Below are 14,969 nucleotides of genomic sequence, written 5' to 3'. Positions count from 1 at the left end.
ATGAAAAACTGGATCAATCTGCTGCCTTGGCGGCAACAATTAATTGCGCAAAAAAACAGAAAGTTTATTTATAAAATTTCGTTATTTTTTACCGCACTTTTAATTTTAGAAATGGGAATTTCTCTTTTTCATGGCAATTTAACCCGGCAACTGAGCGAAAAGCAACAACAGTTTTACCGACAACAAGATGAGTTCGCTAAATTAACCCGACAAGTTTCCCAATTAAGGCGGTCTTACGAGCAAACGGAAGAACAGAATTTGATTTCTTCCGATTCTGTTTCGCTGTTTTTAAGTTGGTTAGCCCGCCTTCCTTTGAATGAAGGCGAGCTAACGGAGTTCTTATTACAGCAAAACAGCATTCATTTGCATGGATATGCGGAAAATCAACAGGAATTTGATTCGATTCATCAATATATTGTGCAAACCGAGTGGATTTATGAGAGCAAATTAACGCATTTTTCAACTTCGGCAAACGGATTATTAGCATTTTCATTTGCTATTGAATGGGGGCGCAATGGTAAAGCAAGTATGGATTAAACAATTATGGCATAGATGTATTCAAGCTTCAGTATTGAAGCAAAATACGGGATTACTCATTTTGGCATTATTCGGCTTGTTTTTACCGCTTAATCGGCTCTATTCTTCTTGGGAACAATTAATACGGTTGGAAAATAATATTAATGAGCAACAACGGCAAACGATATACCAACAGAGATTACTGCAAAGTTTAGAGAAAAAGGCAAAAAATGATTTGCTGACACCGCAATCGGCCGCATTGTTATCACAGATTAATCAATATGTTCAGTCTTCGTCTGTAAATGTGAAGATACAAAATGCCCAATGGCATTTTTCTTCATCAGCGGTTTTGCAGTTGCGGATGGAAGGGGATTTTCTTTCGCTAAATCAATTTATTACCGACATTTTACAGAAATTTGAAACATTACGCCTCTCATCTTTAAAGCTATTTAAACCCGATGAAAATCTGGCGGCTTATTTAACTCTTCGATTGCAGCTAACTAAGGAATAAATATGCGGATAAAAATTTTATTCAAGCTCTTTTTTATTATCGTGTCGGTTATCCGATTGCTAACTTTCCAAAGTTGGGCGGAAAGTGATCCTTTTGATAAAACAAAACGCAATTTTTCTCAAAATACGGATATGTTGGTGGAAAAAACGAATCAATGTCATCAGTCGGCGGCGGTTTGGGCCGAGAATACGGAATTTAAACAATTGAAAATTGTGGGTGTTTTGCAATATGAACAAGAACGGAAGGTCTTTTTAATGGATGCCGAACGGCATATTTTCACCGCCGGACAAGGTGATTTTTTGGCAAAAGAACGCATGCAGTTACAAGCGATTAATACCCGCGAAGTTGATTTTATGGTATGGAATAATCCTCAGGATTGCGGGCAGGGCGAGTTGATGAAAATAAAATTTTAAAGGAATATTTACCTATGGAAAGCATAATAAGTTTTGGTAAAAAGTGCGGTCTGTTTTTTGGAATTTTTATTTCTTCCGCATTTGCCGGGGAATCCGGTACGTTTGCGGAACGGCAATTTTCCATTCACTTGAAAAAGGCGCCGTTGGTGGCGACCTTACAACAGCTTGCTTTAGAACAAAATGCTAATCTGGTGATTGATGACGAACTGGAAGGTACATTGTCGTTAAAGCTTGAAAAGGTGAATCTGGAGCGTCTTTTTCATTCGGTGGCAAAGCTGAAAAATCTTAGCTTACATAAAGACAAGGATATTTATTATTTTACGAAAAATAACCTGATTGAACCGTCTTCCATCGCCGGTGAGCTAAAAAATACGGAAAATTTTACCGCACTTTCGGAACCTAATCTGGTTAGTACTACCGTCAAACTGCATTTTGCCAAAGCCTCGGAGGTGATGAAATCATTAACATCGGGAACGGGTTCATTGCTTTCGCCCGTTGGTTCCGTCAGCTTTGATGAACGCAGTAACCAGCTGCTTATTCAAGATGAACGCAGATCGTTGCAAAATATCAAAAATATAATCGCTCAATTAGATAAACCTATCGAACAAATCGCAATTGAAGCCCGTATCGTGACGATGAACGACGAAAGTTTAAAAGAACTCGGTGTGCGTTGGGGGCTGTTGGAGGGGGTAAATAGCGCACATCGTATTGCCGGCAGCCTGGAAGCTAACGGATTCGCCGATATAGGGCAAAACCTTAATGTTAATTTCCCGACCAGTGCGACACCGGCAGGTTCCGTAGCGTTGCAGGTGGCAAAAATTCACGGGCGTTTGCTGGATTTGGAATTAACCGCTTTAGAACAGGAGAACAATGTCAAAATCATTGCCAGCCCGCGGCTGCTGACTACCAATAAGAAAAGTGCGAGTATTAAACAAGGAACGGAAATTCCTTATGTGGCGGTGAATCGTAAAAATGATACGGAACACGTGGAGTTTCGAGAGGCGGTGCTAGGGTTGGAAGTTACACCGCATATTTCAAAAGATAATTCTATTTTACTTGACCTTATCGTAAGCCAGAATTCTCCGGGCGCAAATATTGTTTATGGGAATGGCAATTTAATTTCCATTGATAAACAGGAAATTAATACGCAGGTTTTTGCAAAAGACGGCGAAACCATCGTATTAGGCGGCGTATTTAACGATACTATAACGAAAAGCGAAGATAAAGTGCCGATTTTGGGCGATATTCCGCTGATAAAACATTTATTCAGCAAAGAAAGCGAAAAACACCAAAAACGGGAATTGGTTATTTTTGTTACGCCTCATATATTAAAACAAGGCGAAAGCTTGGAGCAAATACAAAAACGTTTTAAATATGCGCCAAAATCTCCTGAAAAATAGATTTTTCGGGAAATCTCCCTTTCATTACGACTTTTTGTTAAATAATTGGAATAAATCCTTTCCTAAGGTTGAAAACAAGGGGGATTTATTGCGATAATCTGTCAGTTCTGGTGATCCCTTTATTTATCGCTGTTGATTTGTGCGATTAAGGATCTTGTTACTGTTTATAGAAAATTTTAAGAAGAATAACACAATGGCGGAAAAACGTAATATTTTTTTAGTAGGTCCTATGGGGGCGGGTAAAAGTACCATTGGTCGCCAATTGGCTCAACTTCTGAATATGGAATTTATTGATTCCGATAATGAAATTGAACAACGCGCGGGTGCCGATATCAGTTGGATTTTTGATATTGAGGGTGAGGACGGATTCCGTAAACGCGAAGAGCGCATAATTAATGAGTTGACCCAAAAACAGGGTATTGTGCTTTCTACCGGCGGCGGCGCGATTTTATCCAAAGAAACTCGTAATCATTTGTCTGCAAGAGGCATTGTTATTTATTTGCAAACTACGGTGGATAAGCAATTCGAGCGTACTCAGCGGGATAAAAAACGCCCGTTATTACAAGGCGTTGAAGATGTCCGCAAAGTGTTGGAAGATTTAGCTCAGGTGCGTAATCCATTATACGAAGAAGTAGCGGATATTACTCTGCCTACAGACGAGCAAAGCGCAAAACTGATGGCTAGTCATATTGTTGAATTAATTGATAATTTCAACAGTTAATCAAATAGTTAAATAAGGTCGTAACTCTTATGGTGTGTGTTAATGTCGAATTGAAAGAACGTCGTTATCCTATTTATATCGGTGAAAATTTGTTAACGGATACGGGCGTTTACCCTGTAAAAATGGGTGATAAAGTCATGATTGTCAGCAATCCTACAGTGGCGCAATATTATTTAACACCGGTTACCGAAACCTTAGAAAAACTGGGTTGCCAGGTCAGCCATGTTTTATTACCTGACGGCGAAAAGTATAAAACCTTAGATTCTTTAAACATGATTTTTACCGCATTATTGAAAGAAAATCATGGGCGTGATACCACGCTTATCGCATTAGGCGGCGGGGTGATCGGCGATGTAACGGGTTATGCGGCGGCCAGTTATCAGCGCGGTATCCGTTTTATTCAAATTCCGACCACTTTGCTTGCACAAGTGGATTCTTCCGTTGGCGGCAAAACTGCGGTAAATCACGAATTAGGTAAAAATATGATTGGTGCCTTTTATCAGCCTTGTACTGTGATTATTGATACCCGCACTTTAGTTACGCTGCCTAAACGGGAAGTTAATGCGGGTCTTGCCGAAGTGATCAAATACGGTGCGATTCTCGACTTGCCGTTTTTCGAATGGTTAGAGGCGCATATTGATAATTTGGTCGCTTTGAATCAACAGGATTTACAATATTGTATCGCCCGTTGTTGCCAAATTAAAGCGGATGTTGTTGCCCGCGATGAAACGGAAAAAGGCGATCGCGCCTTATTAAATCTAGGTCATACTTTTGGTCATGCGATCGAAACCCATCTCGGATACGGTAACTGGCTGCACGGCGAAGCCGTTGCGGCGGGCAGTATGATGGCTGCCGTATTATCCGAAAAATTAGGCGATTTAAGTTATTCGGAAGTCGCCCGCTTAGAAAAATTATTGGCTCGTGCAAATTTACCGACAGTTTCACCGGATACAATGCAGGCGGAAGATTATCTGCCGCACATGATGCGTGATAAAAAAGTGCTGGCGGGTAAACTACGTCTAGTCTTACTTAAAACGTTGGGGCAAGCTTATGTGGCATCAGACACCGATAAATCGCTTGTTCTTGATGCGATTCGCGTTTGTTCACAAAATAACTAATCTCACATATTAATGTCGCATTCTGGCAAAACTAAACATGGCTTAAAACACCGCTCATTTTTAAAATGGGCGGGTGGTAAATATCGCCTGACGGATAATATTAACAACCTGTTTCCCAAACGGAGAAAATGTTTGGTCGAACCTTTTGTCGGGGCGGGTTCGGTTTTTTTAAACAGTCAGTTTGAACGTTATATTTTGGCGGACATTAATGCGGATTTAATTAACTTATTTAATACCGTAAAAACGGATGTGGACGCTTACATTGAAGCACTAAAACCTGTGTTTTTTCATGCGGAGGCAAACAGCGCCGGTTATTATTATGCCCGTCGTGATGATTTTAATAATTCAACGGATCCGTTTTTTCGCTCGGTTTTGTTTTTATATTTAAACCGTTTCGGTTTTAACGGATTATGTCGCTACAATTCGTTAAATGAGTTTAACGTGCCTTTCGGCGCCTATAAATCCCATTATTTTCCTGAAAAAGAATTGCGTTATTTTGCCGAAAAAGCAAAAAGTGCGGTGTTTATTTGCGCAGATTTTAATGAAACCTTTAAGCTGGCGGATGATGAGTCCGTTATTTATTGTGACCCGCCTTACGCACCTTTATTACAGGATAGTAATTTTACTAAATATGCGGGTAATGATTTTTCCGTTACTCACCAGCAAGCTCTTGCCGAATTGGCAAAACAAACGGTTAATGAGCGTAATATCCCGGTGTTGATTTCCAATCACGATACGGCGTTTACCCGTGAAATTTATCACGGAGCCAAGTTTAAACGGATCAAGGTTCAACGAACTATCAGTCAGGCGGCGGAGCGTCGGGTTAAAGTCAACGAGTTGATTGCCGTTTTTAAATAGTCGGTATTGCGATAAATTATAAAAATGAAAGGTACGGAATTTCCGTACCTTTCATTTCAATAAGCGTTAATTAATATTCCCATTCATCAGGATTAATTCCCAATTCTCGCATGATCAGTTTTGCCTGTTCCGGGATTTCATCATGCCGTTCTTTTAACAGATCTTCGTCAGTCGGCAGCGGCTGCCCGGTGAAAGCATGAAGAAAAGCTTCGCAAAGCAATTCGCTGTTTGTTGCATGGCGTAAATTTTTAAGCTGACGGCGAGTGCGCTCATTAGTCAAAATTTCTAATACTTTAATCGGAATTGAAACGGTGATTTTTTTTACCTGTTCGCTTTTTTTCCCATGTTCTGCATAAGGGCTAATGTATTTGCCATCCCAATCTGCCATAAAATTTCCTATCAATAACCTTAAAATTTGTCTGTATTTTAATGAAAAAAAGCCCAAATAACAATCTAGACGTGAAGACTGCTAAACAGGTTTGCAAATTAAAGCCTATATTTACAATGTTTTACACAACTTTCCGCCGCTTAAAGTGACTAACCGGAAGCTAGGTATTGCGTGATTGACGAGCCTAGAACAAATTTTAGCGAATTTTACTAATATAGAGGTTATATAATGAAAAAACTTTTTGCTGAATTTTTCGGAACATTTTGGTTAGTGTTTGGCGGTTGCGGCAGTGCGGTACTTGCGGCTGCTTATCCTGAATTGGGAATCGGTTTCGCCGGTGTGGCGCTGGCTTTCGGTTTGACCGTATTAACTATGGCTTATGCGGTCGGACATATTTCAGGCGGGCATTTTAACCCAGCGGTGACTTTAGGTTTAGTTGCCGGCGGGCGCTTTCAGGCAAAAGAGGCTTTCAGCTATATTCTTGCGCAAGTTGTCGGTGGTGTTATGGGGGCGACAGTTCTTTATGCTATCGCTTCGGGTAAAGTCGGTTTTGATGCGGTAAACGGCGGTTTTGCTTCAAACGGTTTCGGCGAGCATTCGCCAAACGGTTATTCGTTAGCGGCGGTTTTCATTGCCGAAGTCGTATTAACGGCGTTTTTCCTGATTATTATCCATGGTGCGACGGATAAAAGAGCACCCGCGGGCTTTGCGCCAATTGCAATTGGTTTGGCATTAACCCTGATACATTTAATCAGTATTCCGGTATCCAATACTTCGGTTAACCCGGCACGTAGTACGGCGGTAGCCGTTTTCCAAGGCGGTTGGGCACTTGAGCAGTTATGGGTGTTCTGGGTTGCGCCAATCATCGGCGGTATTATCGGCGGGATAATTTATCGGGTTTTATTAGAATCAAAAGATTAATTGATAACGGGGCGGTAAGCCCCGTTTTTTATCTTTAGTTTTGATAGCCGTTTAACAAATCAGCCCAGTTTTTTTCAGAAAATTGAATTCGCATTCTTTTTACTTCTTTAAGGAAGGAACGGTGCAGGCGTTGCAGGTTTTCTTGTTTCCATAAATTTCCCGGTTTTTCACCGCACTTATCAAAATCAATCAGCCAGAATTTAGTGTCATTATTTTGCTGTCGGATCAGAATATTGTGGGCATTCAAATCGGTGTGGCAGATTTGCAAATCATGTAATCGGCGGATTAGCTTGCCGATTTGTTGCCATTGTTCGGCGGTTAATTCCGTATTAGGTAAAAGTGCGGTCAAATCTTGCGTATTTTCAATACGTTCGCTTAGTAAATCCGCACGATAATGATTAAAAGCTAATTTTTCTACATGAGCGCCGATAGGTTTCGGCACGGGCAAGCCCGCCTGATAAAGCCGGTTTAGCAAATTGAATTCGGCAAAACTTCGGGTTTCTTCTAATGAAGAAAAAGCATAACGATCCTTATTGATTTTTCCCCATAATCCGCCGCGGTAATAATGACGCAATGCCGTATTCACACCGAACAAATCTTGTGACTGAATAAACCAAGTGGTGCCGCGCCCTTTCGCGGAACCTATAATCCGATTTTGTTTTTGCCAGAAATAGGATTCGAAAAAATGTTCCTGATTCGGTCGGTTCTCATCAAAATTAAATAAAAAAAAGTGATTTTCGTGCTGAACTTGAAGCATATCCTTCCTCACTGATATAGCGAATAGCCGTATTCTACTTTAAAATAACGGCGAGACCAAAATACAATTAATAATGTGAGAACCTTATGGCACTTTTTAATCAAGCTCCGAAATCTTTATGTGTATTGCGTTTATCTGCAATTGGCGATGTTTGCCATGCGTTAGCGGCGGTGCAGCAGATTCAGAAATATTGGCCTGAAACGGAAATCAGCTGGATTGTCGGCAAAACCGAAGCGCAGTTATTGGCGGGCATTCCTAATGCGGAATTGATTGTGTATGACAAAAAATCGGGCTGGAAAGGGGTTCTTGCCTTATGGAGACAACTTAAACATCGCCGTTTTGATGCGCTGTTAAATATGCAGACCGCATTTCGTGCATCGGTTCTTTCGTTTGGCATTAAGGCGCGTTATAAAATCGGTTTTGGTAAACAGCGGGCAAGGGAAGGACAGTGGCTGTTTACTAACCGAAAAGTTCGGGATCCTCAAAATCCCCATGTACTTGACGGTTTTATGGCGTTTGTAGAATATCTTGGCGTGCCGGTTGAAGCGCCTCATTGGCAGTTGGCGGTTTCCGAGCAGGATAAAGAGGCGGTTAAGCCTTATATTGATCCGGCGCGTAAAAATCTGATTATTTCCCCCTGTTCAAGCAAAGCGGAAAAAGATTGGCTGATAGAACGCTATGCGCAAGTGGCGAATATTGCTCATCAGCATAATGTGAATGTGATTTTATGCGGTTCTTCGGCAAAACGGGAAGTCGAAATTTTACAAAAAATTACCGCACTTTGTGATTTTCAACCTGTTAATTTGTCGGGTAAAACGAACCTTAAACAACTGGTGGCATTAATCAGTATGGCGGATCTTGTCATTTCGCCGGACTCGGGGCCGGCTCATATGGCAACAACTCAAGGTACGCCGGTGATTGGTTTATATGCTTATCATAACCCGCTGCGTACAGGGCCTTATAATAATCTGGCAAATGTAGTTTCGGTGTATGAAAAAAATGTGCGGAAGGAATACGGCAAGCCTTCCGACCAATTGCCCTGGGCAACCAAATTAACAGGTAAAAATCTGATGAGCCAGATTCAGGTGGAAGACGTGGTCGAACAAATGAAAAAACTTGCCGTTATTTAACGGTATAATATAAATGAGCGACTTAGGGGCTGTTTATAAAAGATAAACAGCCCCTAATATATTGAAGATGGAACAATATAATAAATTGTAAAACCGCTTATGTCGTTAAGGTAAAAAGGTTATTTGACCAAGCCCAATTGACCGATTTTCACGCCTAAATTGCCTAATGATACCGCGTCTAAATAATCCGCCAGAAATTTGAACAATTCGTCTAGTTGAGTGAAATTACGCTTGATTTTCACTTCATCTTCTACCTTTCGGGTAAATTCGTAAGATACGTTATCGCCGTCGATATATGCTTCTAAAGTAATATAAATGGTTTCGAAAAAATGGCTGTGAGCGCCTTCTTCACCGGGGTCGCTAATACGGACATTCCATGTGTTTGAAAATAAAAGTTCAGTTTTTACAGACATATTAACCTCTATCGTTGTTTGCATTTTTTATTGAGAATACTGTGTTGAATTAAGGTCTGTTCATAAAAGATAGGCAGGCCCTAATAAAAACCCGATGATAAAACTTTTGTAACCAAAACTCTTATCATCGGGTTTTTCAAAATATCTGCCTGCATGTTTTGCTTTACGTTGATAACTTCCTTTACCTTTCAACTTTTTCTCAATACGCGATCTGAATAAAGGTGTGCGTAATAATGCTTTGACCGCATTATCCTGAATTGTACCTCGATTATGCAGATAAGCGGTTTGGCTGTTTTCCGCAATAGGTACTTGGTTTGTTTTTTTTGCCATAATTTCCTCCGGATCATAAAAAACATCGCTCAACAAATAGAGCGATGTTTATTATAAGGTTAAATGTTAAAATTACAAAATGCTCAGCACCGCTTCCGGCGGTCGCCCTATTTTTGCTTTATCGCCGTTAATTACGATCGGGCGTTCCAATAACGCCGGGTGATTGCCGATTGCCTCTAACAATTCCTGTTCGGAAATATGCTCATTATTCAGCTGTAATTCCTGATAGAGCGCATCTTTTATTCTCATCATTTCTTTTGGGCTATGAATATTGAGTTTTTTCATCAAACTTTGTAATTCGCTGACGGAAAAACGTTTCTCCAGATAAAGTACGATTTCCGCATTAATATTTTGATCCTGAAGCAGTTTTAATGTTTCTCGGCTTTTTGAACAGCGCGGATTATGATAAATAATAACCGACATGATTTTTCCTTAGTTGATATGTTCGACCAGCACAAAATCATAGCGGGAATTATATTGTTACACAATAGAAATATAGCGAACCCGATAGGTGATAAAACGAATAAAGAATTCTTATCAATCAAGCCCGTTTTATCTTATAATCAAAAAAACTTTTTTAATGAGGACAGATCATGATTGAGATGCTAAAAAATTGGTATCTACGCCGTTTCAGCGATCCACAGGCAATGGGGCTTGCCGCTATTTTGTTTTTTGGCTTTGTCGCAATTTATTTTTTTAGCGATTTAATCGCGCCTTTATTGATTGCCCTGGTTTTGGCTTATTTATTGGAAATGCCGATTTCGTTTCTTTCCGATAAATTGAAATTACCGCGTTTTCTTTCCATTCTGCTGATTCTTGGCGGTTTTATTGCGGTGACCATTCTGATGATTTTCGGTTTAATCCCGACATTGATTAATCAAACCGTTAATTTATTCAGTGATTTGCCGAATATGTTGAATTTATCCCATCAATGGGTGATGTCTTTACCGGAGAGTTATCCCGAATTAGTGGATTATCAAATGATTGACAGCCTGTTTATCACAATTCGTGAAAAAACACTGGCGTTTGGTGAAAGTGCGGTCAAATTTTCTCTATCTTCGTTAATGAATTTAGTCACCATTGGGATTTATGCGTTTTTAGTGCCTTTAATGGTGTTTTTCATGGTGAAGGATCAGGATGAACTTATTGCCGGTTTCAGCCGTTTTTTACCAAAAAACAGAACGTTAGCATCCAAAGTGTGGCAGGAAATGCAATTACAAATCGCCAATTATATTCGCGGTAAGTTATTTGAAATTTTAATTGTCGCCGTGGTGAGTTATATTATTTTCCTCTTCTTCGGCTTGCGTTATCCGTTACTGCTTGCCGTAGCGGTGGGATTGTCCGTACTGATTCCTTATATCGGCGCCGTATTAGTGACCATTCCGGTGGCATTAGTAGCGATTTTCCAATTCGGCGCAACGCCGACATTCGGTTATTTAATGACCGCTTATATTGTCAGCCAGTTATTGGACGGTAATTTATTAGTGCCTTATTTATTTTCCGAGGCGGTGAATCTACATCCGTTAACCATCATTATTGCCGTGTTGATTTTTGGTGGATTATGGGGGTTTTGGGGTGTTTTTTTTGCTATCCCGCTCGCAACTTTAGTTAAAGCGGTGGTAAATGCCTGGCCTTCCAATGAAGACGAAGCTATTTCTTAATAGGAGCTGTTATGAATGAGCAACAATTTAAAAATGAATTAGAGAAGTTAACTGAAGATAAAAATCGTACTTATATGTACATCATCTACGGATTATTTATTTTGGCCGTAGTGTTTAAACCGTTAGCCATTATCGGCGCCGTGTTTGCTTTTATGAAACGCGAAGAACTTTCCGTGTTGGCGCAAACCCATTGTAATTATTTAATTAAGACTTTTATTGTGGCGTTTATCGGTTCATTCCTTATTTTTGTGCCCGTGATTTTTTGGTTTATATTTGCCTGGTATGTTTATCGTGTAGCATCCGGCTTTCAGAATTTTTACGGTAATCGGGAAGTAAACGGAGAAAGTTGGTTTAAATAGCGTTTAGTGAAAAAGTAAAAGGCTTGGAATCCCAAGCCTTTACTTTTTGCATTTTCTTATTGCAATAGAGAAATATCCGCTACCTGTAAGAACAGATTACGCAGGGTATTTAAAATTGCCTGACGGTTTTGACGCAGTTTTTCATCTTCCGCATTCACCATGACTTTATCGAAGAAGTTGTCGATAACTTCACGCAAGCCTGCCAAACGGTCAAGAGCGGGTTGATATTCGCCTTTGGCAAACAACGGCGCCAGTTCCGATTGCAATGCGAGCACTTGCTCCGCTAAGGCTTTTTCTTCCGGCTCAAGCAATAAAGTGCGGTCGATTTTTGAGGAGATTTCGCCTTCGATCTTGGCAAGAATATTGCTTACCCGTTTATTAGCCGCCGCCAAGGCTTCCGCAGAATCAAGGGTACGGAAATGGGATACCGCACGCACCCGGGCGTCAAAATCCGCCGGTTTAGTCGGACGACGCGCCAGCACCGCTTGAATCACGTCTACCGCGATGCCTTCGTCCTGATACCAGGCGCGGAAACGGCCGAGCATAAAGTCCACGACATCGTCCACTACGTTTTGATTAGTCAAACGATCAGCAAATAGTGCGGTGGATTTTTTCACAATTTCTGCCAGATCTAACGGTAAATTTTTCTCCACGATAATACGTAACGCACCTAATGCTGCACGACGTAATGCGAATGGGTCGGCACTACCTTTCGGCGCCTGACCGATACCGAAAATCCCAGTGAGCGTGTCGAATTTATCCGCCAATGCCACGGAACTTGCCACCAAGCTGTTCGGCAGGTTATCGCCGGCAAAACGCGGCATATATTGCTCGTTCAAGGCTACCGCCACCTCTTCGTCTTCACCGTCGTGGCGGGCATAGTGCATACCCATTACGCCTTGGGTGTCGGTAAATTCAAATACCATGTTGGTCATTAGGTCGCATTTTGACAGCAAGCCCGCTCGTTCCGCTTTGGCTTTGTCTGCACCGATTTGAGTGGCGATTTCACCTGCAAGCGCCTGAATTCGTTTGGTTTTATCTAACAACGTACCTAATTGTTGTTGGAACAAGACGGTTTCTAAACGCGGCAATAAATCTTCCAAACGCTGTTTTTTATCAGTATTAAAGAAGAACTCTGCATCCGACAAACGCGGACGCACCACTTTCTCATTACCTTCGATAATCGGTGTCGGATCCGTAGGATTAATATTCGAGACGAAAATAAAGTGCGGTAACAATTTGCCGTTTTTATCGTAAATCGGGAAATATTTTTGGTCGCCTTTCATGGTATACACCAGGGCTTCCGCCGGCACCGCCAGGAAACGCTCTTCAAAGGTGGCGGTTAACACGTTCGGGAATTCCACCAACGAAGTCACCTCGTCTAACAAGTCGTCTTCAATATCCGCCACGCCGCCAAGTGCGCTGGCTTTTGCCTGAGAATCCGCCAGAATAATGGCTCGACGCTCGTTAAAGTCGGCAATGACCGAACCTTTGTCTTTGAGGATTTGCGGATATTCATCGGCGTGAGCGATTTGGAATTCCGCTTCACCCAGGAAACGGTGGCCGCGAATAGTACGACCGCTGGCAATGCCTAAAATCTCGCCTTCAATTAACTCGCCGCCTAACAACAAGCTGACGGTATGAACCGGACGCACGAACTGCTCGGTTTTATCGCCCCAACGCATCATTTTGGGAATCGGTAAATTTGCCAGCGAACGAGTCACAATGTCGAGCATTAAGTTTTTGGTCGGCTGACCTTCGATAGTCGCACGATGTACTAACCATTCGCCTTTATCCGTTGCCAAACGTTCCGCTTGCTCAACAGTAATCCCACAACCACGCGCCCAACCTTCAGCCGCTTTGGTCGGTTTACCTTCCGCATCAAAAGCTGCCGATACCGCAGGCCCGCGTTTTTCAATTTCTTTAGTAGGTTGGCTAGTCGCAAGGTTTAATACTTTTACCGCCAAACGACGGGGCGCCGCAAACCATTGGACTTTTTCAAAGGTCAAACCCGCTTGGTTTAACTCGTTTTCAACATTTTCGGCAAACGCCGTCGCTAATTTTTTAAGCGCCTTCGGCGGCAGCTCTTCAGTGCCGATCTCGGCGAGGAAGTTTTGTGTTGTCATTTGTTTTTTCTCTTGTAAGATGGGCTTGAACCACCGTTTTGATTTTTAAATTTAAGGATAACTGACTTTTGAATCAGTAATTTTTAATAGTTTTTCTTGAGATAGTTTGTTTATTACCTTAATGATTACATTATTTACGTCTTGTTTTTCCAAACCTTTTAAACTGGTTTGGTTGTGAATATTATTACGTAGGGACTGTGTTTTTGTCGGTAAATGTTTTTTCTCTCTTTTCACCATAAAGGATTTGTATTCTTTAAAAATAATTTCTATCTTCTGTTTTGAGCTTTCGTCTGGTTTAGGTAATGCTAGGGGTTCTGATACAGCCGGAGCAATTCTACTACAATGACGATTTTCCCGCTGATGTCTAATAAAAGAACATATTCCATTATAACCTTGGTCTTTTGATAAAATGTGAAACTCAATGTTTTTATCTACGGTAGCGTCTAATTTTCCTAGATAATAAGCAATATGGAAGTCAACATTATTGCTGGATACATCTTTAATAGTTACAAAAGTAACATTTATTTCATCATCAAATTTTTCCGTAAGTCTAATATTGGTTTGATTAGCGCCAATAAATAAGAAAATTCGTTTATAATTCTGTAATTCTAATCCATCCAAAGAATGAAGATTCTCATAATCAATAAAGGCATATTTCATTTCTTATTTTCCTTAGGGTTATATGAATTAGTTAATATCCTACGGTTTATTTTACATTTGGAGTTGCTTTTCACTTCTGCCAAATCTCCCCTAGCCCCTCTTTGCTAAAGAGGGGGACTGGGGTTTGTGCGGAATTGAGTATCGTGGACTAATTTGCATGTTAAATTTTTAATTGTTGATGAAGAACCGTATTCTTTAACTTTTTGGAGATCCGATCCCCCTCTTTAGCAAAGAGGGGCTAGGGGGGATTTGGAAGAACATATTTAACGCTCATACTCAATCAGCCCTATCGTGATCTATACTCTCCAAAAACAAATAAATCTGATCCACCACCGCTTCAATTTCATAATACACTTCGTCATTACTAAAGCGCATTACCGTAAATCCGAGCGAATTCAATTCAGCATCCCGCAAGGCGTCTTTTCCTTGATAATCGGGTTCATAATGCTGACTTCCGTCTAACTCAATAATCAGCTTTGCCTTTGGACAGTAAAAATCCACAATGTAATTTAACAACGGCTTCTGTCGATTAAACCGAAATCCCAGAAGCTGCTCTCGGTTTATCCGTTGCCATAATTTCCGTTCTGCATCCGTTTGATCAGAACGTAATTTTTGCGAAAGCTCTTTTAGTGATTTTGAGTAGGGTTGCATTTTTAAATCTCCCCTAGCTTCCCTTTATAAAAGAGG

General features: G+C 40.9%; 19 protein-coding genes. 11 read left to right on the top strand and 8 right to left on the bottom strand.

The genetic code is table 11. The annotated features are described in order from the left end of the window. From MS_RS10900 to MS_RS08985, 7 genes are all read left to right on the top strand, one after another. Positions 1 to 537 (top strand): hypothetical protein, encoded by a 537-nt coding sequence (locus tag MS_RS10900; RefSeq protein ID WP_011201131.1) that lies wholly within the window; start codon positions 1 to 3, stop codon positions 535 to 537. Continuing rightward, positions 515 to 1,027, top strand: coding sequence for a hypothetical protein (locus MS_RS09010; RefSeq protein ID WP_041640036.1), 513 nt, complete (start codon positions 515 to 517; stop codon positions 1,025 to 1,027). Before MS_RS10900 ends, MS_RS09010 begins: the two co-directional genes overlap by 23 nt. A gap of 2 nt (positions 1,028 to 1,029) precedes the next feature. Then, entirely contained in the window at positions 1,030 to 1,440 is a 411-nt protein-coding gene (locus MS_RS09005; RefSeq protein ID WP_011201129.1) for a pilus assembly protein PilP, read from the top strand. A 14-nt stretch (positions 1,441 to 1,454) separates the two neighbouring features. Continuing rightward, the gene (locus MS_RS09000) at positions 1,455 to 2,840 is read left to right on the top strand and encodes a type IV pilus secretin PilQ (protein ID WP_041640034.1); all 1,386 of its coding nucleotides are present in this window, start codon (positions 1,455 to 1,457) and stop codon (positions 2,838 to 2,840) included. 193 nt (positions 2,841 to 3,033) lie between these two features. After that, on the top strand, positions 3,034 to 3,561 hold the full coding sequence (aroK, locus tag MS_RS08995; protein WP_011201127.1) for a shikimate kinase AroK: 528 nt from the start codon (positions 3,034 to 3,036) through the stop codon (positions 3,559 to 3,561). Between the two features lie 29 nt (positions 3,562 to 3,590). Beyond that, positions 3,591 to 4,679 (top strand): 3-dehydroquinate synthase, encoded by a 1,089-nt coding sequence (gene aroB / locus MS_RS08990; RefSeq protein WP_011201126.1) that lies wholly within the window; start codon positions 3,591 to 3,593, stop codon positions 4,677 to 4,679. 12 nt (positions 4,680 to 4,691) lie between these two features. Next, a complete protein-coding gene (locus tag MS_RS08985; protein WP_011201125.1) occupies positions 4,692 to 5,537 on the top strand; it encodes a Dam family site-specific DNA-(adenine-N6)-methyltransferase in 846 nt (281 codons plus the stop codon). A 70-nt stretch (positions 5,538 to 5,607) separates the two neighbouring features. Here the strand turns inward: MS_RS08985 and metJ are convergent, their stop codons facing one another. Next, the gene (gene metJ / locus MS_RS08980) at positions 5,608 to 5,925 is read right to left on the bottom strand and encodes a met regulon transcriptional regulator MetJ (protein WP_041640032.1); all 318 of its coding nucleotides are present in this window, start codon (positions 5,923 to 5,925) and stop codon (positions 5,608 to 5,610) included. Between the two features lie 228 nt (positions 5,926 to 6,153). On the opposite strand from metJ, the gene aqpZ reads away from it, so the two are divergent. Further along, positions 6,154 to 6,846 carry an aquaporin Z gene (gene aqpZ / locus MS_RS08975; protein WP_011201123.1) on the top strand — a complete coding sequence of 231 codons (693 nt, stop codon included), beginning with the start codon at positions 6,154 to 6,156 and terminating at the stop codon, positions 6,844 to 6,846. Positions 6,847 to 6,880: 34 nt separating this feature from the next. Here aqpZ and MS_RS08970 read toward each other — a convergent pair whose 3' ends face one another. Next, positions 6,881 to 7,603 (bottom strand): 3-deoxy-D-manno-octulosonic acid kinase, encoded by a 723-nt coding sequence (locus tag MS_RS08970; protein ID WP_041640030.1) that lies wholly within the window; start codon positions 7,601 to 7,603, stop codon positions 6,881 to 6,883. An 86-nt stretch (positions 7,604 to 7,689) separates the two neighbouring features. Here MS_RS08970 and MS_RS08965 point away from each other — a divergent pair, with 86 nt between their 5' ends. Then, positions 7,690 to 8,733, top strand: coding sequence for a glycosyltransferase family 9 protein (locus MS_RS08965; protein ID WP_011201120.1), 1,044 nt, complete (start codon positions 7,690 to 7,692; stop codon positions 8,731 to 8,733). A gap of 119 nt (positions 8,734 to 8,852) precedes the next feature. On the opposite strand, the gene MS_RS08960 is transcribed toward MS_RS08965, so the two are convergent. From MS_RS08960 to arsC, 3 genes are all read right to left on the bottom strand, one after another. Then, a complete protein-coding gene (locus MS_RS08960) occupies positions 8,853 to 9,146 on the bottom strand; it encodes a DUF5377 family protein (RefSeq protein ID WP_041640027.1) in 294 nt (97 codons plus the stop codon). A 60-nt stretch (positions 9,147 to 9,206) separates the two neighbouring features. Next, complete coding sequence (locus tag MS_RS08955) at positions 9,207 to 9,476, bottom strand: alternative ribosome-rescue factor A (protein WP_041640025.1); 270 nt, start codon at positions 9,474 to 9,476, stop codon at positions 9,207 to 9,209. A 72-nt stretch (positions 9,477 to 9,548) separates the two neighbouring features. Further along, positions 9,549 to 9,899, bottom strand: a complete 351-nt coding sequence (gene arsC / locus MS_RS08950) for an arsenate reductase (glutaredoxin) (RefSeq protein ID WP_011201117.1) — start codon at positions 9,897 to 9,899, stop codon at positions 9,549 to 9,551. Between the two features lie 170 nt (positions 9,900 to 10,069). Between arsC and MS_RS08945 the strand changes: the two genes are divergently transcribed. After that, a complete protein-coding gene (locus tag MS_RS08945; RefSeq protein WP_011201116.1) occupies positions 10,070 to 11,137 on the top strand; it encodes an AI-2E family transporter in 1,068 nt (355 codons plus the stop codon). Positions 11,138 to 11,148: 11 nt separating this feature from the next. Continuing rightward, on the top strand, positions 11,149 to 11,496 hold the full coding sequence (locus MS_RS08940; protein WP_011201115.1) for a DUF4870 family protein: 348 nt from the start codon (positions 11,149 to 11,151) through the stop codon (positions 11,494 to 11,496). Positions 11,497 to 11,552: 56 nt separating this feature from the next. Here MS_RS08940 and glyS read toward each other — a convergent pair whose 3' ends face one another. The 3 genes from glyS to MS_RS08925 form a co-directional block, all read right to left on the bottom strand. Further along, positions 11,553 to 13,622 (bottom strand): glycine--tRNA ligase subunit beta, encoded by a 2,070-nt coding sequence (gene glyS / locus MS_RS08935; protein ID WP_011201114.1) that lies wholly within the window; start codon positions 13,620 to 13,622, stop codon positions 11,553 to 11,555. Between the two features lie 51 nt (positions 13,623 to 13,673). Beyond that, the gene (locus tag MS_RS08930; protein ID WP_011201113.1) at positions 13,674 to 14,282 is read right to left on the bottom strand and encodes a PIN domain-containing protein; all 609 of its coding nucleotides are present in this window, start codon (positions 14,280 to 14,282) and stop codon (positions 13,674 to 13,676) included. A gap of 276 nt (positions 14,283 to 14,558) precedes the next feature. After that, positions 14,559 to 14,933 carry an endonuclease domain-containing protein gene (locus tag MS_RS08925; protein WP_011201112.1) on the bottom strand — a complete coding sequence of 125 codons (375 nt, stop codon included), beginning with the start codon at positions 14,931 to 14,933 and terminating at the stop codon, positions 14,559 to 14,561. Between the last annotated feature and the right edge of the window lie 36 nt (positions 14,934 to 14,969).

This window comes from [Mannheimia] succiniciproducens MBEL55E (assembly GCF_000007745.1).
In the GTDB taxonomy this organism is placed as follows: Bacteria; Pseudomonadota; Gammaproteobacteria; order Enterobacterales; family Pasteurellaceae; genus Basfia; species Basfia succiniciproducens.
The sequence above is the reverse complement of the archived record's forward strand: the minus strand, read 5'-3'. Positions and strand labels throughout refer to the sequence as shown.

Bases quoted from the DNA above. Each gene is read 5' to 3' on its own strand.
- MS_RS10900 (WP_011201131.1), top strand. From the start codon at position 1: ATGAAAAACTGGATCAATCTGCTGCCTTGGCGGCAACAATTAATTGCG.
- MS_RS09010 (WP_041640036.1), top strand. From the start codon at position 515: ATGGTAAAGCAAGTATGGATTAAACAATTATGGCATAGATGTATTCAA.
- MS_RS09005 (WP_011201129.1), top strand. From the start codon at position 1,030: ATGCGGATAAAAATTTTATTCAAGCTCTTTTTTATTATCGTGTCGGTT.
- MS_RS09000 (WP_041640034.1), top strand. From the start codon at position 1,455: ATGGAAAGCATAATAAGTTTTGGTAAAAAGTGCGGTCTGTTTTTTGGA.
- aroK (WP_011201127.1), top strand. From the start codon at position 3,034: ATGGCGGAAAAACGTAATATTTTTTTAGTAGGTCCTATGGGGGCGGGT.
- aroB (WP_011201126.1), top strand. From the start codon at position 3,591: ATGGTGTGTGTTAATGTCGAATTGAAAGAACGTCGTTATCCTATTTAT.
- MS_RS08985 (WP_011201125.1), top strand. From the start codon at position 4,692: ATGTCGCATTCTGGCAAAACTAAACATGGCTTAAAACACCGCTCATTT.
- metJ (WP_041640032.1), bottom strand. From the start codon at position 5,925: ATGGCAGATTGGGATGGCAAATACATTAGCCCTTATGCAGAACATGGG.
- aqpZ (WP_011201123.1), top strand. From the start codon at position 6,154: ATGAAAAAACTTTTTGCTGAATTTTTCGGAACATTTTGGTTAGTGTTT.
- MS_RS08970 (WP_041640030.1), bottom strand. From the start codon at position 7,603: ATGCTTCAAGTTCAGCACGAAAATCACTTTTTTTTATTTAATTTTGAT.
- MS_RS08965 (WP_011201120.1), top strand. From the start codon at position 7,690: ATGGCACTTTTTAATCAAGCTCCGAAATCTTTATGTGTATTGCGTTTA.
- MS_RS08960 (WP_041640027.1), bottom strand. From the start codon at position 9,146: ATGTCTGTAAAAACTGAACTTTTATTTTCAAACACATGGAATGTCCGT.
- MS_RS08955 (WP_041640025.1), bottom strand. From the start codon at position 9,476: ATGGCAAAAAAAACAAACCAAGTACCTATTGCGGAAAACAGCCAAACC.
- arsC (WP_011201117.1), bottom strand. From the start codon at position 9,899: ATGTCGGTTATTATTTATCATAATCCGCGCTGTTCAAAAAGCCGAGAA.
- MS_RS08945 (WP_011201116.1), top strand. From the start codon at position 10,070: ATGATTGAGATGCTAAAAAATTGGTATCTACGCCGTTTCAGCGATCCA.
- MS_RS08940 (WP_011201115.1), top strand. From the start codon at position 11,149: ATGAATGAGCAACAATTTAAAAATGAATTAGAGAAGTTAACTGAAGAT.
- glyS (WP_011201114.1), bottom strand. From the start codon at position 13,622: ATGACAACACAAAACTTCCTCGCCGAGATCGGCACTGAAGAGCTGCCG.
- MS_RS08930 (WP_011201113.1), bottom strand. From the start codon at position 14,282: ATGAAATATGCCTTTATTGATTATGAGAATCTTCATTCTTTGGATGGA.
- MS_RS08925 (WP_011201112.1), bottom strand. From the start codon at position 14,933: ATGCAACCCTACTCAAAATCACTAAAAGAGCTTTCGCAAAAATTACGT.